The organism is Actinomyces sp. zg296 (genome assembly GCF_009829695.1).
Taxonomy (GTDB): Bacteria; Actinomycetota; Actinomycetes; order Actinomycetales; family Actinomycetaceae; genus Actinomyces; species Actinomyces marmotae.
This window is the reverse complement of sequence record NZ_VWPG01000006.1, coordinates 131176-150008: the sequence shown is the minus strand read 5'-3', so window position 1 is coordinate 150008 and position 18833 is coordinate 131176. Positions and strand designations below refer to the sequence as shown.

The window sequence follows — 18833 nt, the reverse complement described above, 5'->3', positions numbered from 1 at the left end:
TGTCGTGACCCCCCATGGTGGATGGTCCCTGACTTCACAGGCTGAATCAGCCTTTCGGCAACCGGTCCCGTTCCCGGGGGCGCGTCAGGCCTGAAAAATGGGTCGCTTCCCTGATCAGCGGTCACCAACGCGTCGCGCGACAAGGGGTGGCTCAGGCCCCGAGAATCACTCGATAAGCAAAGGGCCCCGGGGGTCCCGGTGGCGGGGCCCTTGAGGACTCGGTGGTAGGGGCCTGGGGGGGGCGCGGTGGTGAGGGCCCGGCCCCCCTTTTTTGTTGCCCCGCTTTGCCGCCCCGCGCCCGGCAAGAGGGCCTAAAGAGTGGCCGGCACCCCGCCCACCCGGGGGCTCCAGGCGAGAGCCTGGGCCCGGGGATACCGCCTGCCCCCGGGGATACCGTCTCGGCCCGGCGTTGCGCCCTCATTCTCGCAGTTTGAGGCCGTATCACGGGGGTGAGGCGGTATCCCGGGGGTGAGACGGTTTCTGCGGGGTGGGGCGGTATCCCGGGGGTGAGGCGGGGGTGGGGGGCAGACGGTATCCCGGGGGGGCTCGTGCTCGTCCGTGCTGGCCCGTGCTCGCTCGTGGGCCGGGGGCCGCCCACACCGGGCACCGCAGCGCCGCAGCAGCCAACCGCGCTGCTCCACAGCCCATTCAAGTCTTGACACCGTCTGTGGCGGGGGCAACAATGATCCCACCTAAATCGAATTAGGCAGGAGGTCAACGATGACTCAGCTGTCCCGACGCGGACTGCTGACCGGCGCCGTGGGGGTGGGCTCAGCGGCTCTCCTCGGCAGTCAGTGGTCGCGTCTCATCGGAGCGGACATCCCCGGGCGGTACGACAACTCACTGTCGATCGCGATCCTGGGGACCAACCAGGACGCGGCCGCCCGCAAGTCCCTCGTCGACGCTTTCAACGCCCAGCATCCCGATATCCCCGTCCAACTCCAGGCGGTCCAGGGCGCCGACTGGGCGGACTTCTTCGCCAAGATCCTCACCATGGTGGCGGCCGGCACGCCGCCGGACGTGTGCGTCGTGGCGACCGAAGGAGCCCAGCTCTTCGCCGAGAGGCTGGCCGAGCCCCTTGACGCCTACATCCAGCGCGACGCCGCCGAGGTCAAGAACTACTTCGAGGACGTCCACCCGAGCCTCATCGAGGCGTTTATGTACAAGGGCTCCCTCTACCAGATGCCCATCGACTTCAACGCCGCGAACATCTACCTCAACACCGCCGCGATGGAGCGCGCGGGTGTGGCCTACCCCGCCGCCGATTGGACCCACGAGGACTTCCTGGCGATGGCGCGGCGGATGAAAAGGGCCTCAGGCACGGGATTCATCCCGTTCTACTGGACCAACCGGCTGTGGGGAGGAGTGGTGCCGTGGCTCTACGCCAATGACACCAGCTTCCTCACGGAGAAGAAGGCCAGCGGTGGCCAGTGGCTCTGGCAGCAGTTCTACCCGGGCCAGGAGGACGCCTATTCCGGTGGCTATCTCTGGGAGGGCTCGAACGCCTCCGACCCCCGTGTGGCCGAGTCCTTCGAGTTCCTGCGCGCGGTCGTGGAGGAGGGCCTGGGCACCAGCCCCGCCCAGGGCGGAGGCAACGAGCTCGTCGGGCAGTTCTCGGGAGGCTCCATCGGAATGACGCCGGCGGGCGGCTACTGGGTCCAGGGCCTGTCGGAGGCCGGGCTCGCACCGGAGGACTACGACGTCGCCTATTTCCCCAAGGGGCGCTCTCAGCGCCACCAGTTCGGCGCGGCCGGTTACGCCATCCTCAAGACCTCCAAGCGCAAGGACGAGGCCTGGGAATGGGTGAAGTTCTGCACCTCCCTGGAGGGCATGAAACTGGCGTTCACCAAGCCCGACACCACGCCTACTCGGCGGTCGATGTGCGACGAGGCCCTCTACGCGGGCAAGGGGCCAGCCCACTGGAAGGTCTTCTACGACACCCTCGACCAGCACCCCTGCGCGCCCATCCCCGCGCCGCCGCAGCAGGCCGCCGTGGAGACCGCGCTCATCAAGAACGTCCTGGGCGCGGTGACCGGCTCGGCCGCTGCCCTGCCCGGCGCCCTGGAGCGACTCGACGCCGACCTCACCCGAGCCCTGGAGTCATGACATGCAACGGAAAGTCCTGATCTGGTTGTTCCTCGCGCCCACGGTGATCGGTCTGGGCATCTTCAGCTTCCTGCCGATCCTCGCCTCGATCGGCCTGGCCTTCTTCTCATGGGACATCATCACGCCCCCGAAGTTCGTCGGCCTGGACAACTTCGCCAGCATCGCCGCCGACCCGACGATCCGAGTCTCCTTCCTCAACACCATCGGCTTCGTCGTCGTCGCCGTGACCCTGCAACTCGCGGTCGCCCTGGGGCTGGCGGTCCTCGTCAATACGAGGATGCCCAGCATGGCCAGGTCCTTCTTCCGCTCGGTGCTCTTCTTCCCCCTCATCCTGTCCGCGGCCTCGGTCTCCATCATCATGACCTACTTGTTCAATGAGAACTTCGGCCTGGTCAACCACCTGCTCTCCATGCTCGGCGTCGCCAACGTCCCCTGGCTGACCTCCACCAGAGGGGCCATGGTGGTCGTCGTCCTGGTCTACGTGTGGCAGAACTTCGGGTTCTCGTTCCTGTTGTTCCTCGGCGGGCTCTCCTCCATCCCCAAGGATGTCTACGAGGCCGCCCAAGTCGACGGCGCCACGGGCTGGAAGCAGTTCTGGCGGATCACCTTCCCACTGGTCAGCCCCACAACCCTGGTCGCCTCCGTCATGGCGATCATCTCCGCCCTGCAGATCTTCGACCAGCCCTACGTCCTCACGCGAGGAGGCCCGGGGGACTCCACCCGCACCGCGGTCATGGTGATCTACGAGTCGGCGTTCAAACAGCTTCAGTTCGGCAGGGCCTCCGCGATCGGGATGATCCTGACCATCGTCATCATGCTGGTGACAGCCTTGCAGTTCCGCCTGTCCCGACGTTTCGTGTTCTACGGCTGAGGAGCCTGACCCATGAAGAAACTCGCCACCTACGCAGTTCTCGGCCTTGCGAGCCTGGTCACCCTCGCCCCAGTGATCTGGACGGTCCTGGCCTCGATGCGGCCACCCGCAGAGTCGCTATCTGCCGACGGCTCCATCATCCCCAGCTCCTTCGATCTCTCCTCCTACTCGGCGGTGTTCGAGAAGGTCGACATGTGGCTGCTCATCCTCAACTCGGTGCTCGTCACCGGCGCGATCGCCCTCGGGCAGATGCTCTCGGCCGCGATGGCCGGGTACGTCTTCGCCCGGTTCGAGTTCCGGGGCAAGAAGATGCTGTTCGCCTTCATCCTCGCTACGATGATGGTGCCGATGCAGGTCACGATCGTGCCGGTGTTCATGCTGATCCGGGGCATGCACCTGGCCGATACCCTCGTCGCCCTCATCCTCCCGGCCATTCCCACGGCCTTCGGGACCTTCCTCATGCGCCAGTACTTCCTCGGGCTTCCCGCGGAGCTGGGGGAAGCGGCCGAGCTCGACGGCGCGGGGCCGTGGCGCACCTTCCGCTCCATCTACGCCCCCCTGGCGATGCCGGGAATGGCGATCGTGGGGATCCTGGCCTTCAATTTCCACTGGAATGAGTTCTTCCGCCCCCTGATCCTCGAGATCAGCGAGAAGAACTTCACCCTTCCCCTGGGACTGGTATCCCTCCAGGGCAATATGGGCACGGGGTCCGTGGCCACGGTCCTGGCGGGTGTCGTGATCTCAATGATCCCCGCGTTCCTCGTCTTCGCCTTCGGGCAGCGCACGCTGCGCGAGGGGCTGACGGCGGGATCGCACCGATGAGGAGGACTGGAACAATGGCCGCCGCCACCACGAGCTACCACCTGCGCCCTGCGAGGGGATGGCTCAACGACCCCAACGGCATCACCCGCGTCGACGGCGTCTGGCACGTGTTCTACCAACACAACCCACTCGCCCCCGCCCACGGCCACATCTCCTGGGGCCACGCCACCAGCAGGGATCTGGCCCACTGGGAGGATGAGCCCATCGCCTTCTCACCGACGCCCGGCGGGCCCGACTCCTTCGGCTGCTGGTCGGGGGTGTTCGTGCCCGGGCACGACCGGCCCGCCGTCGCGTACTCCGGAGTCGTGGACTCCTCGGCCGTCTCAACGATCTGCCTGCGCTGGGGCAGCCCCGACCTGCGCGACTGGGGGCCGCCGGTCGTCGTAGGGCGCACCCCGAGCTCCGACGGCATCGTCATCATGCGCGACCCGTACGTGCTGGAGCACCAGGGCCGCCGGCTGGCGGTGCTCGGGGCGGGTCTGGCCGACGGCGGCCCCGCCATCGCCCTGTTCGACCGCGAGTGCGAGACCGACTGGCGCTACATCGGGTTGCTCGTCGACGACGACCCCCTGCTCAGGCGGATCGGGAGCGCCGACATATGGGAGTGCCCCCAGTTGTTCCCGCTCGGCGGGCGCTGGGTCCTGATCGTCTCCCTCAACCACCAGGGGCGGCTGTGCGAGGTCGTCGCCGCCATTGGCGACCTCGTGGAGAGGGACGGTCGGCTCCGCTTCATCGCCGAGAGCGCTCACATCCTCGACGACGGCGCCGATCTCTACGCCCCGCAGGTCGCGCTCACGGATGCCGATCCGCTTCTCCTCGGCTGGGTGCGCCAGCCGGACCAGGACCCAGCGGTACGCGACCACTCGGGTTGCCTCAGTCTTCCCCGACGCCTGTCGTTGGCCGGCGGCGAGGTCCGCTCCAGGATCGATCCGGGCGCGGCCACCGCCCTCATCGGGGATGCCAGCGCGCTACCGGCTGGGCGGACCGTGCTCGCCGATCGGCGCTGGGCGATCGACGTCCTCGGGGACGGCGCGCGGCTCAGCCACCCCGCCCGGGGGGTGGTCGACCTGTCCCCAGGGGACCAGGTCTGGGTCGACGGCGCCGTGCTCGAGCTCTACCGCCATTCGGGGATCCCCGCGACATGGAGGCATGACGAGCCATGGGAGCTGCGCTGCGCCACCGATGGGACCGCCAGGGCCCAGGCCATCATCCCGCGAGTCCCCTGAGGGCCTCGCGCAGGAGCCGCCGACTCGACGGCGATCGTCACGGCCGGGGCGGCGCCGTCGAGCCGCGGACCATGACAGGGCACTCCAGGACGCGATGGGACGGGCCGGGCGCCTCCCCCCGGACAGCCTCCAAGGCCATCGCGACCGAGGTGGAGCCCATGAGGGCGTGGGGGAGGGCGACAGTGGTCAGCGGCGGGACGAGGCTCTCCGCCAGCGCCTCCTGATCGTCGAAGCCGATAATCGACAGATCATCGGGAACCGGGAGCCCCAGGCGCGCGGCCGCCAGCAGCGCCCCGGCCGCGACTCGGTCACAGGCGGCGAAGAGCGCCGTCGGCCGCTCCGACTCCGGCAGGCCGAGGGCCTCCATCGCGGCGGTGTAGCCATCGTCGATCATCCACCCCCGGCCGACGAGCCGGGCATCGATCCCCCTGCGCTCGGCCGCGGCCCGGAACGCGCGCCAGCGGATCGGTCCCGAGACGTTCCCGACGTCGGCCGGCCGCGCGCCGGGGGAGAAGTGCCCTCCCAGCATCGCCACGCGCCGATGGCCAAGGCCCGCCAGATGCTCGAGGGCGGCGGTGGCCCCACCGGCGTCGTCGGGGCTCACCGAGGGCCTGGAGCCGCGGCGCGCGACGCAGTTGGCGAGCACGAGGGGGAGGCGGGACGCCGGGGGCTCATCGAGCTCGGTGAAGCCCATCGTCGCGTAGATGATGGCATCGACCTGGCGGCTCTCCAGGGCCTCGATCGCCTCCGCGGCCCGATCCATGCGGCCACCGAGGTCCATCATGAGCAGGGCCTCGCCGGCGGAGTTGGCCTCCTCAGTGGCCGCGGAGAGGAGCCTTCCCCCGAAGGGCGAGGATGCGAACGCGTCCGTGACCAGCCCGATCGACCTGGTCGAGTTCCGTCGCAGGCTCTGCGCGACATGGTTGGGGCGGTAGCCGAGTTCCTGCGCCGCCCGCAGGACGCGCTCCCGCGTCGCGGGCGAGATATTGCCCTCGTCGCGGCCATTGAGCACGAAGGACACGGCGGTCGTCGACACCCCCGCGGCGGCCGCCACATCCGCGGCGCGAGCACGTGACTGCCTCTCGTTGCCTGTCATGCCCCATATGGCACCAGGGCCCCAACGCGCTGTCAATCCGCCCCGCGCCCCGGCGCCCCATGGGGGACGTGCTCAGCGCCACGCGACTCTCTGGGCCTTCGGGCCCCGCCCGGGCCAGCGGCGTCAGGCAGCATAACGCCGTGAATGAGACGCCTCTCCCTAACGATACTCACGGCCTCCGATCCGGCCTCGACGCCGACAGGCTGATGCAGCAGTCCGAGGTGGTCCTCCACCTCGGCAAGCTTATGCTCGCCGCTGGAGCCGGCTCCTACCGGGTGAAGTCGGCGATGGCCAGGGCCGCCTCTGCCGTCGGCATCGACCGCCACCAGGCCACCGTCACCATGACGGAGCTCGTCACCTCCTCCTACGAGGGGGAGCGCTTCCGCACGGAGGCAGCCGAGGTGCGCCGCGTCGGCGTCAATGTCGATCGGCTCGAAGCGCTGCGCCGCATCGTCCACGATCTGCGCGCGCACGAGCGCGTCGAGGTCCTCGAGGCCAAGCTCACCGAGGTCGAGTCGATGCGCGGGCTGTACGGCCCCATCACCAATGCCCTGGCCTCCGGGATCGCCTGCGCCGGGTTCTGCTTCCTCAACAAGGGAGGATGGGCCGAGTGCCTCGCGGTGCTCTTCGCCGCCGCGCTCGGACAGGCGGCGCGCCGGGCCATGCTCGTGCGCCACATGCAGCACTTCTACACCTGGCTCGTCAGCGGCGTCATCGCGTCCACCCTCTACATGGTGGTCATCGGCGGGCTCAGCGCCGCCGGGATCATCTCCGCAGGGCACCAGGGCGGGATCATCTCCGCGATCCTCTTCCTCATCCCCGGCTTCCCCATGGTCACCGCCATGCTCGACCTGTTCCGCCAGGACTTCTCCTCCGCGGTGTCCCGCATGTCCTACGTCGTCATGGTCATGATGGCGGCCGGCGTCGCCGTCTGGACCGTCACCTCCATCGCCGACTGGGACGTCAACGGCACGCCGGCCCCCACGCCCGAGGGACCGCTCCTCTACGGCCTCCGCCTCCTGTGCTCCTTCGTCGCCGCCTACGGCTTCGCCATCCTGTTCAACGCCCGGGCGCGCGCCTGCCTCATCTCCGCGATCATCGGGGCCGTGGCGAACACTGGCAGGCTCGTCCTCACCGACGTTCACGAGGTTCCGTGGCAGATGGCCGTGGGGCTGGCCGCCGTCGCCATCGGCCTGCTCGCCCAGGCCTTCGTCTCACGGGCCTCCCTGTCCCGCGTGGCGCTGTCCGTGCCGGCGGTCGTCATCATGATCCCCGGCGTCCCCTTCTACCGCGCGATCTCCGCGCTCAATGACCACACGGTCGACAGGCGGGTGGCCGTCGGTCAGGCGGCCGCCAGCATCGCGGAGGTCCTCTTCGTCATCATCGCCATCGGCGTGGGCCTCGCGCTGGCCCGCATCATGACGGACCGCAACTGGCGCCACGACGTGCCCACCTCGGGCATGATCGAGCTGCCGGAGCCCGAGGGCGACTGAGAGCGGAGTGCGCCGGCGCCAAGCGCTGACGATGAGGGCCCGGGCCCACCATGAGTGAGCCCGGGCCCTCATCGTGCCCGCGGGCCGCGCCTCACAGGCCCCCGAGGATCTGCGCCATGAGGATCTTCACGATCATGGCCACGGGGTAGACCATCGCGTAGCCCAGGGCCACCCGGGGGTCGGCCCCGGTGCGCTCGTTGGCGAAGGCCAGGACCGCCGGCTGCGTCTGCGCCCCGCCGATAAGCCCGGACAGGCGCGTCCCGCCCATCTTCACGATCCAGCGCATCGAGGCGTACAGGCCCATCCCGACGATCGTCGTGATGACGAACCCGGTGAGCAGGATTTTCCACCAGTCGCCGCCGGTGAAGGCGTCGGCGATCTGGCCTCCCGCCTTCGTGCCGGCCTGGGCGAGGAAGACCAGGAGCCCGAACTCCGCGAGAACGGCCGTGGCGGTGAAGGGGATCGCGGTCACGAAACTCTTGATGCGCCCGATCCGGCCGAACACGAGCCCGACGAGGAGTGTGCCCGCCGCCGAGCCGATGGAGAAGGTGGCGCCGGTGGGGGTGAGGATCTCCCACTCGCCGATGACGATGCCCAGGGCCATGCCCAGGCCGAGCGCGATGGGATTGATCGAGGACAGGCCCCGCGCGGAGTCCCCGAAGAACTTCGACACCTCGGCTATCCGCCCGGTGGGGGCGACGACGCGCACGCGGTCCCCCTGCTGGAGGACCAGGTCCGGGGTGCCGACCATGTCGACGTCGCCGCGCCGCACGCGCGAGATCGTCGCGCCGAAGCGGCGGTCGATGTCGAGATCGGCGACGGTGTGGCCGGCGAGCTTCGGGTCCGAGACGGTGATGCGCCGGAAGTCGAGGTACTTGCGGTCCTCGATGAGGGAGTGCGATGAGCCGTGCCCCAGCTCCTTGATGACCTGGTTGACGGCGTCCTGGCTGCCGACAACGGTCACCAGGTCGTCCTTGAAGACGCGGTCCTCGCCCGAGGGGCGGGTGATCGGCCCGGTCTCACCGCGCCTGAGGCGCGAGAACTTGAGCTCCCCGGAGATCCTGGTGGCGATGTCGGCGATCATCGGGCCGTCGGAGCGCTCCACGCGGATCGTGCGGTTGGCCAGGGGGGAGGGCTTGTCGCGGTCCGAGCTGCGGTAGCGCAGGGCCAGGAGGGTGAAGAACAGCATCCCGATGACGCCGTACAGGTAGGCGACGGCGTAGCCGACCGTGGCGATCGCGGCGCCCTCGGGATTCCCCGAGAGCGTGGCGGCGTTGCCCGCGGCGGCCAGCGCTGGCGTGTTGGTGAGCGCTCCGGCGAAGGTGCCGGCGATCTGGGCGGAGTCCATGCCCAGGACGTGGCCCAGTCCCAGGCCGGCGCCCGCGGCCACGACGAAGAACAGCAGCATGAGCGCCAGGGGCCCCGCCGCGGTGCGCAGCACGTGGAAGAAGTTGGGGCCCGATTGGATGCCGATGGCGAAGGTGAAGATCGCCAGGCCGAGCGTCCCCAGCGGGGCGGGGATCGTGATCTCGACCTGCTGGGAGATCCCCCAGGCGGCCAGGGCGATGCCCGCGAAGAGGACGGCGGCCGCCCCCAGGCTGACTCCGCGCACCTTCGCATGGCCGACGAGCATCCCCAGCCCGATGAGCAGGAACAGCACGAGAACGGGGTTCTCGGCCAGATGGGTGAGTAGTCCGTGGGTCACGATGATCGTAGCCTTCCGGTCCTGCCCGGCCTCGGCGCGCAGGGTCGTCATTGAGAAGCGGTCATGTCCGGGGCGGCGATGCCCCCTGCCCGCCGGTCGCGCCGGCGGATGCCCGGACATTCTCTCATTAACGGGACCATGTCTGATGACGGACCAAAGGCACAGCGCCCGGGATGCGGCCTGACCGGGACACATGCCCCTCCTGCCATCCGTGATTCCATGATGTGAGATGATCGGTCTCTGATATGACTCGCCTCGTGGACTGCCATACGGTGGTCCCAGCCGGCGCCGCGCCGGGAGGACCGACCGATTGGAGGGCGATGATGGCGCGCCAGGACACCCCGAACGCGGCCGTCCCCGAGGTGATGACGGGAGCAGAGGCCCTCGTGCGCTCTCTGGAAGAGCTCGGGGTCACCGATATCTTCGGCATGCCGGGCGGCGCGATCCTCCCCTTCTACGATCCACTGCTGGCCAGCTCCAGGATCCGCCACGTCCTCGTGCGCCACGAGCAGGGCGCCGGGCACGCGGCCCAGGGCTACGCCCTGGCCACCGGGAGGCCGGGCGTGTGCGTGGCCACCTCCGGTCCCGGGGCGACCAACCTCATCACCCCCATCGGCGACGCGCACATGGACTCCGTGCCCATGGTCGCCATCACGGGGCAGGTGAGCGCGGGCTCCATCGGGACCGACGCCTTCCAGGAGGCGGACGTGATCGGCTCGACGATGCCCTTCGTCAAGCACTCCTTCCTGGTGTCCGATCCCGCGGAGATCCCCGAGCGCATCGCCGAGGCCTTCCACCTGGCCTCCACCGGGCGCCCGGGCCCCGTCGTCGTCGACGTCACCAAGGACGCCCAGGTGGGCACCGCCGAGTTCCGCTGGCCGCCCCGGCTGAGCCTGCCCGGCTACAGCCTTCCCGGGCGCCCCAACCAGCGGCGCATCGAACAGGCCGCCGAGGTCCTCGCCCACGCGCAGCGCCCCGTCCTCTACCTCGGCGGGGGCCTGGCCCGGGCGGGCATCGCCACCGAGGCGCTCACCGAGCTCATCGACACCCTCGGTGCCCCCTTCGTCACCACGCTCACCGCGTTGGACATCATGCCCACCGACCACCCCCTCCACCTGGGGATGCCGGGAATGCACGGTACCGTGCCCGCCGTCGGGGCCCTCCAGAGGGCGGACGTCGTCGTCAGCCTCGGCGCGCGCTTCGACGACCGCGTCACGGGCAGGCCCGACACCTTCGCCCGGCGCGCCGCCGTCATCCATGTCGACATCGACCCCGCTGAGATCTCCAAGATCCGCACCGCGGACGTGCCCATCGTCGGCGACCTCCTCGATGTCGTCCCCGCGCTCACCGCGGCGATCGCCGCGCAGGGCGAGGAGCGCGTGAGCCTGGAGCCCTGGGTGGCCGAGGTCGCCGATGTCCGCCGCCGCTACCCCATCGCCTGGACCGACACCGACGACGGCGTCCTCCAGCCCCAGGAGGTCATCACCCACCTGGCCGCCGGCGCCCCCAGGGACACGATCTGGGCCACCGGCGTCGGGCAGCACCAAATGTGGGCCGCGCATTTCCTGGGCTTCAACCAGCCCCGCTCCTGGCTCACCTCGGCGGGGGCCGGCACCATGGGGTACGGTGTGCCCGCCGCCATGGGCGCCAAGCTCGGCCGGCCCGACCGCCCCGTCTGGCTCATCGACGGCGACGGCTGCTTCCAGATGACCAACCAGGAGCTCGCCACCTGCGTCCTCAACGACATACCCATCAAGGTCGCCATCATCAACAACTCCTCCCTGGGCATGGTGCGCCAGTGGCAGACTCTCTTCTACGGGCAGCGCTACTCCAACACGGACCTGCACACCGGCTCCGGAACCCGGCGCGTCCCAGACTTCGTGGCCCTGGCGCAGGCCTACGGCGCGGTGGGCCTGCGCTGCGAGCGCCTGGAGGACCTCGATGACGTCATCGCCCAGGCCAACGCCATCAACGACCGCCCCGTCGTCGTCGACTTCATCTGCTCGGCCGACGCCCAGGTGTGGCCGATGGTCGCCGCGGGCGTGTCCAATGACGAGATTCAGCACGCCCTGGGCATGAGCCCGGCGTGGGAGGAGGAGTGAGCCCCATGAGCGCAGCCAGTACCGCGGGCGCGGCGAGCGCCGCGGGCACGATGCACACCCTGTCCGTGCTGGTTGAGGACACCCCGGGCGTCCTGACCCGCGTGTCCGCGCTGTTCACCCGCCGCGGCTTCAACATCCACTCCCTGGCCGTGGGCCCCACCGACACCGACGGCGTCTCGCGCATCACCGTGATCGCCAACGCCGAGGGCCGGGCCATGGAACAGGTGACCAAGCAGCTCAACAAGCTCGTCAACGTCCTCAAGATCGTCGAGCTCGATCCCGCCACCTCGGTGGAGCGCGAGCTCTACCTCATCAAGGTCCACGCCGACGATGCCAACCGCACCGCCGTCCTGCAGATCGTCGACCTGTTCCGCGCGCATGTCGTCGATGTCTCCCCGAGTTCGGTGGTCATCGAGACTGTCGGATCGGAGTCGAAGGTCCGGGCACTGCTGACCTCCCTGGAGCCCTACGGGGTCAAGGAGATCGTCCAGTCCGGTGCCGTCGCCATTACGCGCGGTCCGAGATCCATCACAGATCAACTTAAGGAAAAGTGATCATTCATCATGGCAGCTGAGAAGTTCTACGACGACGACGCCGACCTGTCCGTCATCCAGTCCAAGCGAGTCGCGGTTATCGGCTACGGCTCCCAGGGCCACGCCCACGCGCTCAACCTGCGCGACTCCGGCGTCGAGGTCGTCGTCGGCCTGCGTGAGGGATCCGCCTCCGTGGCCAAGGCGGAGGAGGCCGGCCTGCCGGTCAAGCCCGTCGCCGAGGCCGTCGCCTGGGCGGACGTCGTCGTGGTCCTCGCCCCGGACCAGGTCCAGGCCACCCTGTACGCCGAGCAGATCGAGCCGAACATCAAGCCCGGCTCCGCCCTGCTCTTCTCCCACGGTTTCAACATCCACTTCGGCTACATCAAGCCGGCCGCGGACATCGACGTCGTCATGGTCGCCCCCAAGGGCCCCGGCCACACGGTGCGGCGCGAGTTCGAGGGCGGTCGCGGTGTCCCGGTGCTGGTGTGCGTCGAGCAGGACGCCACCGGCCAGGCCTGGCAGACGGCGCTGTCCTACGCCAAGGCCATCGGCGGTACCCGCGCGGGCGCCATCAAGACCACCTTCCGCGAGGAGACCGAGACTGACCTCTTCGGTGAGCAGGCCGTCCTGTGTGGAGGCGCCTCCCAGCTCATCCAGTACGGCTTCGAGACGCTGGTCGAGGCCGGCTACCAGCCGGAGATGGCCTACTTTGAGGTCCTGCACGAGCTCAAGCTCATCGTGGACCTCATCGTCGAGGGCGGCATCTCCAAGCAGCGCTGGTCCATCTCCGACACCGCCGAGTACGGGGACTACGTCTCCGGCCCGCGCGTCATCACCCCGGATGTCAAGGAGCACATGAAGGAGGTCCTCGCGGACATCCAGAACGGCTCCTTCGCCAAGCGCTTCATGGATGACCAGGCCGCCGGCGGCCCCGAGTTCAAGGAGCTGCGGGCCAAGGGCGAGGGCCACCCGATCGAGAAGGTCGGCCGTGAGGTCCGCTCGATGTTCGCCTGGCGCGCCGAGGTCGACTCCGACTACACCGAGGGCTCCGTCGCGCGCTGAACCGACCGGCTGACTCAACCGGTTCACTGAGCCCATCCGCTCGGCCCGGTGAGTCGCCCGAGGGCGCTGGCTCCGTTAGGGGTGGCGCCCTCGTGCCCTGGCGGCGTGTCCTTACGAACAACGACGTCCCCGTGCGGCCGATCAGCGGCTGCACGGGGACGCGCGCGTGTGGTCGCGCCCGGCCTCGTTGGCTGCCCGCCGCCTCGTTGGTCGCCCAAGGGCGCGGTCAGGATGCGGACTGCACATCTCGCATCGTGGCAAGGGCTTAGCCTGGGCCCATGACTCAGGCGCCCCACACCATCAGGCTCGCAGTGATCCCCGGCGACGGCATCGGCAAGGAAGTCGTCCCCGAGGGCCTCAAGGTCCTCGACGCCGCCCTGGCCGGCACCGGCGCGTCCATCGAGCGCACCGACTTCGACCTCGGCGCCGAGCGTTGGCACGCCACGGGCGACACTCTCACCGATGAGGACCTCGCCGCCATCAAGGAGCACGACGCCATCCTCCTGGGCGCCGTCGGTGACCCCTCCGTGCCCTCCGGCGTCCTGGAGCGCGGCCTCCTCCTGCGCCTTCGCTTCGAGCTCGACCACTACGTCAACCTGCGCCCGGCCAAGCATTACCCGGGCGTGCCCACGCCGCTGGCCGAGCCCGGGGACATCGACTTCGTCGTCGTGCGCGAGGGCACCGAGGGCCTCTACTGCGGCAACGGCGGCGCTGTGCGCGTGGGCACCCCCCACGAGATCGCCACCGAGGTCAGCGTCAACACGGCCTACGGGGTCGAGCGCGTCGTGCGCTACGCCTTTGAGCAGGCCAATGCCCGCCGCCAGCGCCTCACCCTCGTCCACAAGCACAACGTCCTTGTCCACGCGGGCCACCTGTGGCGGCGCACCGTCGAGGCCGTCGGCGCCGACTACCCCGGCGTGAGCGTCGACTACTGCCACGTCGACGCCGCCACCATCTACATGGTCACCGACCCCTCCCGCTTCGACGTCATCGTCACCGACAACCTCTTCGGCGACATCCTCACCGACGAGGCCGGGGCCATCACCGGTGGCATCGGCCTGGCCGCCTCCGGCAACATCAACCCCGACCGGGCCTTCCCCTCCATGTTCGAGCCCGTCCACGGCTCGGCCCCCGACATCGCGGGCCAGGGCATCGCCGACCCCACGGCCACGATCCTGGCCGTTGCCCTCCTGCTGGAGCACATCGGCGAGCCCGACGCCGCCGCGCGGGTGAGCGCCGCCGTCGACGCCGACATGGTCACCCGGGCGCGCGCCAACCAGGAGGGCGGTCCGCTGACCCGCTCGACCAGCGAGATCGGGGACGCGATCGCCCAGGCGCTTCGGGCCTGAGCCACCGCGGAGCCCGCCCCCGGGGCGCGGCACCGCCGCGGCGGCGACGACTGGGGCCACCGCGGCGCCGACGGCGCAAGACGGCATGTGAGACCCCCTGTCCGGTCAATGAGAACGGACGTAGGGTGTGCCCATGTCTGAGATCACCGCTGCGACGCCGCACTTCTCGATCGACTCCCTCAGCACCCCGCTGGCCCGCGCCGCGGAGGTCCCCGTCCCCGCGGCGGACGAGCTCGCCGGCCGCTTCGTGCTCACCCCCAACCCCGCGCCCGCCAGCGAGGCGGAGCGGGCCGCGCGCCTCGCCAGCCCCGGGTTCGGCTCCAGCTTCACCGACCACATGGCCCACGCCCGCTGGATCGCCGGGCAGGGCTGGACCGATCGCGGCATCATCCCCTTCGGGGACATCAGCCTCTCCCCGGCGGCGGCCGTCCTCCACTACAGCCAGGAGGTCTTCGAGGGCATCAAGGCGTACCGCCACGCCGACGGCTCCGTGTGGACCTTCCGGCCCCGGTACAACGCCGCCCGCATGGCCGCCTCCGCCCGCCGCCTGGCCATGCCCGAGCTTGCTGAGGAGGACTTCATCGCCTCCTTGGTCGGCCTCGTGCGCGCCGACGCCGCCTGGGTCCCCACCGGCGAGGGCGAGTCCCTCTACCTGCGGCCCTTCGCCTTCGCCTCCGAGGCCTTCCTCGGGGTCCACTCCGCCAGCGTCATCGACTACTACGTCATCGCCTCGCCGTCGGGCGCCTACTTCACGGGCGGACTGACGCCCATCAGCATCTGGGTCTCCAGCGACTACCACCGCGCCGGCCGGGGCGGTACGGGCGCGGCCAAGACCGGCGGCAACTACGCCGGCTCCCTCCTTCCCCAGCAGATCGCGGCCGAGCAGGGCTGCGACCAGGTCTGCTTCCTCGACGACGTCACCCAGACGAACATCGAAGAACTCGGTGGCATGAACCTCATGGTCGTCGACGCCGACGGCACCGTGCGCACGCCCCGCCTGACCGGCACGATCCTGGAGGGATCCACCCGCTCGGCGATCCTGCGCCTCCTGGTGGATTCCGGACGGCGGGTCGTCGAGGACACGATCAGCCTGCCGGGCCTGCTCGACGGCATCCGCTCCGGGGCCATCAGCGAGGCCTTCGCCTGCGGGACCGCGGCCGTCGTCGTCCCGCTGGGCCGACTCAAGGGGGAGGGCTTCGAGGTCGAGCTCGGCGGGCACGAGGTGACCAGCGAGATCCACTCCCGGCTGACCGCCATCCAGAACGGCCTCGAGCCCGACCCCTACGGATGGATGTACCGGCTCGCCTGAGCCGCGGCGCCGTCCCCTGACCCGCCCCATCCCTGATCGTGCCCGGCCCACGACTGCCCCAGCGCCTCCGACGGCGGTGGGGCAGGCCCGCGCTCAGCTTCGTCCTGGCCTCCCCGGGGGGCCCGGAGGCGGCCCAGGCGGCGATCCGCTCCTGCCTCAACCAGTCCCTGCGCCAGGTCGAGGTCATCGTCGCCGCGGGCGGGGCCGCCGGGGGCCACGCCCTGAGCGGGCCCGCCCGCGAGGCCGTCGAGGCGCTCGCCACCCGGGACTCCCGCGTCCGCGTCATCGACGGCGGCGCCGGGTCGGCCCTGGGGGCCGCCCGCTCCCGATGGGCGCTCCTTATGAGGGGGGAGGATCGGATCGAGCACGATGGGCCCGCCGCCCTCATCGACTCCCTCAAACGATCGGGATCCGACCTCGCCGTCGGGGCGAGCCGCGTGCTCGACGGCGACTGGCGCGCCGAGCCCCTGGGCCCCGCGGGCCGCGGACTGCGGCTCGATGAGGCCCTGGGCGTCCTGGAGGCCCCGGCGCCCGGCCGTCTCGTGGCCCGCACGAGCGCCTGGTGCCGCCTGGCCGCGGGCGGCGCGCTTGGTGATTCTCAGGACAGCGCCGACGCCGTCCTCGGCCTGCTGCTGGCCGCCAGGCGGATCGACGTCGTCAACGCCCTCGTCCGCTCCCGCACGGCGATGGGGCCGCTCAGTCGCGAGCGCCGGCTGGAGCGGCTGGCCCGCACGGCGGATCACCTGCCGGCGCTGCTCAGCGCCGCCGCCGGGCCCGTGCGCGAGCGCGTCCTGGGGAGCGTCCTGAGGGACAGGCTCCTGCCCCTGGCCCTGTTAGCCGCGACGGCCGGGGATGAGGGGGCCCGGCGCCTGCGCGCCCTGGCCGTCCGGCTCGTCCCCAGCGCGGCCGACCCGGCCTGGGCGACGCTGCCGCTCCTCGACCGGGTGCTGCTCTGGGTCCTCGCCCATGGCCCCCTCGATGAGTTCTGGGAGGCACTGGCCTCGCGCGCCGAGGACACCACCAGCCTCCCCCTCGTCCCCGATGCCCGCGCCGGTCTGGCGGCCGCCGCCCCCGTCCTGGGGCGCCTGACCGCCCTGCCCGCGGAGCTGCTCGCCGTGCGGCCCATCGACCTGCGCGTGGAGGCCCGCGCTACGACCCTGGCGTGGCGCGACGCGAGCACCCTCGTCATCGAGGGTTGGGCTCGCGTGCCCGGCCTCGATCCCGCGCTCGCCGGGAGGCCCCGGATCGCCCTCGTCGGCGAGTCGGCCAGCGAGGGAGGCGCCACTCCTGCCAAGCACGGGCCGCCCGCGCCGAGCGCCGTCGAGGTCGAGCCGCGCAGCGCCCCCGAGGCCGATGAGGCCGCCCAGGACCCCTGGCGCGGCTACGGGGCCGCGGGCTTCCGCGCCACCGTGACCCTGGGCGCGCCGCCCGGGACCGGCGCCCCGCTGCGCGTGGCGCTGAGCGCGGGCGCCCAGGAGCTCTCGGACCACCTGGCGGCCCCGATCTGGATGAGCGGGGCCGTGGGCTCGGGCCTGAGCGCCGCCTGGCGAGGCGAGGACGGTCGATTGCGCGTCGGCGCGGCACTGGCCGCCCCCGGTGGGGGGCCTTCGGCCCTGGGAGAGGCGCCCGGGGCCGCCCGGATCGGCCGGGCCTGGGCCGAGGGGGAGCGCCTCTGGCTGGAGGGGCCCGGCGGCGACTGGGTGGAGGAGTCCTCGGCGCGCCTCATCCTGACCTCCTCGCAGGGGGCCGCCGAAGCCGCCATGGGAACCTCCGGCCCCCTGTGGCGCGCCTCGATCCCGCTCAACGACCCCGGCATCGCGCGAGGGGCCTACCGGCTCCGATGGGCGCTGCCCAGCGGGGCATTCACGGACTGCGCCCCCGCGGCCGGGCTCGCCCCGGTGGTCGATGTGGCGGGCCGCTCCCGCGGCGCGCGGCTCGCCATCGAGACCGGGCGCGTCTCCTTGAGCCTGCTGGCGCCCCTGGCCCCCGGGGAGCGGACGCGGCGCGGCAGGCGCCTGCTCATCGAGGAGGACGCCGGGCCGCTCGTCGACGGCGTGCTCCTGGAGTCCTTCCAGGGCCGCAGCGGCGAGGACAGCCCCGGCGCCATCGCCGCGGACCTGGCGCGCCGGGGGCTGGGCGCCCCGCTCTGGTTCTCCGTCGTCGACGGGACGGTGCCCGCGCCACCCGGCACGATCCCAGTCGTCCGCGGCGGCCAGGAGTGGTTCCGCGCCCTGCGTGCGGCACGGGTCATCATCACCAACGACTGCCTGCCGATCTGGTGGGTCAAGCGCCCCGGCCAGCGGGTCCTGCAGACCTGGCACGGCACGCCGATCAAGCGCCTCGGCCACGACGCCGCCCCCGGGGCGACCAGCCTCACCTACCTGCGCATGATCGCCTCCCAGGCCCCGCAGTGGGACCTGCTGCTCGCGCAGACGCCCGCCGCCGAGGAACGCCTGCGCTCGGCGCTCGGCTTCGCGGGCCCCACCTGGGTGGGGGAGTACCCCCGCAACGCGCCCCTGACCGCGGGGGAGCGCCCCCGGGCCGAGATCCGGCGCCGAACACGCGCCGAGCTGGACATCGCCGACGACGCCCCGGTGGTCCTGCTGGCCCCCACCTGGCGCGAGGGACTGCGCGAGGGGGAGGCCCCAATCACCCGCATCGCCGACGCCGCGAGCATCGCTGGAGAGACCGGCGCCGTCGTCCTGGTGCGAGGGCACCACATGAACCGCCTCGCGCTCGCCGCCCCGGATGGGCGCCCCGGCGCCCCCACGGGCGTCATCGACGTCAGCGGGCATCCCCGCGCGGAGGCCCTCATGCTCGCCGCGGACGTCCTCGTCACCGACTACTCGAGCATCATCATGGACTTCGCGCTCACGGGCCGCCCCGCGATCGTGCACGTGCCCGACCTAGAGGACTACCGGCGCCGTCAGGGCCTGTACGGCCGCTGGCCGGACGACGCCCCCTGGCCCGTCACCCACGACGACGCGGAGCTCATCGCCGAGTTGTGCCGGGCCCTGGCCGCTCCTCCCAGCCCGGGCGGTAGTCCGGCCGCCGTGGCCGTGGAGGGCTCCGGCCCCGATCCCGTCGAGCGGACGCTGGCGCATCTGCGCGCCTGGGTGGCGCAGTCCCTGGGGCATCTGCCCTGATGACACTCCCGCC

At 71.2% G+C, this 18833-nt stretch carries 13 protein-coding genes; 11 read left to right on the top strand and 2 right to left on the bottom strand.

Features of this window, described 5'->3' with window-relative positions; genetic code table 11:
• Nucleotides 1-720 precede the first annotated feature (720 nt).
• Genes GVV76_RS07010 through GVV76_RS06995 form a run of 4 tightly spaced genes read left to right on the top strand, consistent with a single transcriptional unit; the run spans nt 721 to nt 5025 of the window.
• Nucleotides 721-2106 carry an ABC transporter substrate-binding protein gene (locus GVV76_RS07010; protein WP_159625926.1) on the top strand — a complete coding sequence of 462 codons (1386 nt, stop codon included), beginning with the start codon at nt 721-723 and terminating at the stop codon, nt 2104-2106.
• A 1-nt stretch (nt 2107) separates the two neighbouring features.
• Nucleotides 2108-2977, top strand: a complete 870-nt coding sequence (locus GVV76_RS07005) for a carbohydrate ABC transporter permease (RefSeq protein ID WP_159625924.1) — start codon at nt 2108-2110, stop codon at nt 2975-2977.
• A 12-nt stretch (nt 2978-2989) separates the two neighbouring features.
• On the top strand, nt 2990-3799 hold the full coding sequence (locus GVV76_RS07000) for a carbohydrate ABC transporter permease (RefSeq protein ID WP_159524477.1): 810 nt from the start codon (nt 2990-2992) through the stop codon (nt 3797-3799).
• A 14-nt stretch (nt 3800-3813) separates the two neighbouring features.
• Nucleotides 3814-5025, top strand: a complete 1212-nt coding sequence (locus GVV76_RS06995) for a glycoside hydrolase family 32 protein (RefSeq protein ID WP_159625922.1) — start codon at nt 3814-3816, stop codon at nt 5023-5025.
• 37 nt (nt 5026-5062) lie between these two features.
• Here the strand turns inward: GVV76_RS06995 and GVV76_RS06990 are convergent, their stop codons facing one another.
• Nucleotides 5063-6121 carry a LacI family DNA-binding transcriptional regulator gene (locus GVV76_RS06990; RefSeq protein WP_236263281.1) on the bottom strand — a complete coding sequence of 353 codons (1059 nt, stop codon included), beginning with the start codon at nt 6119-6121 and terminating at the stop codon, nt 5063-5065.
• A 206-nt stretch (nt 6122-6327) separates the two neighbouring features.
• Here GVV76_RS06990 and GVV76_RS06985 point away from each other — a divergent pair, with 206 nt between their 5' ends.
• Nucleotides 6328-7614 (top strand): threonine/serine ThrE exporter family protein, encoded by a 1287-nt coding sequence (locus GVV76_RS06985; protein WP_159524475.1) that lies wholly within the window; start codon nt 6328-6330, stop codon nt 7612-7614.
• 91 nt (nt 7615-7705) lie between these two features.
• On the opposite strand, the gene GVV76_RS06980 is transcribed toward GVV76_RS06985, so the two are convergent.
• On the bottom strand, nt 7706-9370 hold the full coding sequence (locus tag GVV76_RS06980; RefSeq protein WP_235905702.1) for an aspartate:alanine exchanger family transporter: 1665 nt from the start codon (nt 9368-9370) through the stop codon (nt 7706-7708).
• A gap of 272 nt (nt 9371-9642) precedes the next feature.
• Here GVV76_RS06980 and GVV76_RS06975 point away from each other — a divergent pair, with 272 nt between their 5' ends.
• The 6 genes from GVV76_RS06975 (at nt 9643) to GVV76_RS06950 (ending at nt 18820) form a co-directional block, all read left to right on the top strand.
• Nucleotides 9643-11421: an acetolactate synthase large subunit gene (locus tag GVV76_RS06975; RefSeq protein WP_159524474.1), complete on the top strand. Its 1779-nt coding sequence runs from the start codon at nt 9643-9645 to the stop codon at nt 11419-11421.
• Between the two features lie 5 nt (nt 11422-11426).
• Complete coding sequence (gene ilvN / locus GVV76_RS06970; RefSeq protein ID WP_175994047.1) at nt 11427-11975, top strand: acetolactate synthase small subunit; 549 nt, start codon at nt 11427-11429, stop codon at nt 11973-11975.
• A 9-nt stretch (nt 11976-11984) separates the two neighbouring features.
• Nucleotides 11985-13016 carry a ketol-acid reductoisomerase gene (ilvC, locus tag GVV76_RS06965; protein WP_159625920.1) on the top strand — a complete coding sequence of 344 codons (1032 nt, stop codon included), beginning with the start codon at nt 11985-11987 and terminating at the stop codon, nt 13014-13016.
• A 278-nt stretch (nt 13017-13294) separates the two neighbouring features.
• Entirely contained in the window at nt 13295-14365 is a 1071-nt protein-coding gene (locus GVV76_RS06960; RefSeq protein WP_159625918.1) for a 3-isopropylmalate dehydrogenase, read from the top strand.
• A 133-nt stretch (nt 14366-14498) separates the two neighbouring features.
• A complete protein-coding gene (locus tag GVV76_RS06955; protein WP_159625916.1) occupies nt 14499-15674 on the top strand; it encodes a branched-chain amino acid aminotransferase in 1176 nt (391 codons plus the stop codon).
• 38 nt (nt 15675-15712) lie between these two features.
• Nucleotides 15713-18820, top strand: a complete 3108-nt coding sequence (locus GVV76_RS06950) for a CDP-glycerol glycerophosphotransferase family protein (RefSeq protein WP_159625914.1) — start codon at nt 15713-15715, stop codon at nt 18818-18820.
• The last annotated feature ends 13 nt before the right edge of the window (nt 18821-18833 follow it).

Bases quoted from the DNA above. Each gene is read 5' to 3' on its own strand.
- GVV76_RS07010 (WP_159625926.1), top strand. From the start codon at position 721: ATGACTCAGCTGTCCCGACGCGGACTGCTGACCGGCGCCGTGGGGGTG.
- GVV76_RS07005 (WP_159625924.1), top strand. From the start codon at position 2,108: ATGCAACGGAAAGTCCTGATCTGGTTGTTCCTCGCGCCCACGGTGATC.
- GVV76_RS07000 (WP_159524477.1), top strand. From the start codon at position 2,990: ATGAAGAAACTCGCCACCTACGCAGTTCTCGGCCTTGCGAGCCTGGTC.
- GVV76_RS06995 (WP_159625922.1), top strand. From the start codon at position 3,814: ATGGCCGCCGCCACCACGAGCTACCACCTGCGCCCTGCGAGGGGATGG.
- GVV76_RS06990 (WP_236263281.1), bottom strand. From the start codon at position 6,121: ATGACAGGCAACGAGAGGCAGTCACGTGCTCGCGCCGCGGATGTGGCG.
- GVV76_RS06985 (WP_159524475.1), top strand. From the start codon at position 6,328: ATGCAGCAGTCCGAGGTGGTCCTCCACCTCGGCAAGCTTATGCTCGCC.
- GVV76_RS06980 (WP_235905702.1), bottom strand. From the start codon at position 9,370: ATGACGACCCTGCGCGCCGAGGCCGGGCAGGACCGGAAGGCTACGATC.
- GVV76_RS06975 (WP_159524474.1), top strand. From the start codon at position 9,643: ATGGCGCGCCAGGACACCCCGAACGCGGCCGTCCCCGAGGTGATGACG.
- ilvN (WP_175994047.1), top strand. From the start codon at position 11,427: ATGAGCGCAGCCAGTACCGCGGGCGCGGCGAGCGCCGCGGGCACGATG.
- ilvC (WP_159625920.1), top strand. From the start codon at position 11,985: ATGGCAGCTGAGAAGTTCTACGACGACGACGCCGACCTGTCCGTCATC.
- GVV76_RS06960 (WP_159625918.1), top strand. From the start codon at position 13,295: ATGACTCAGGCGCCCCACACCATCAGGCTCGCAGTGATCCCCGGCGAC.
- GVV76_RS06955 (WP_159625916.1), top strand. From the start codon at position 14,499: ATGTCTGAGATCACCGCTGCGACGCCGCACTTCTCGATCGACTCCCTC.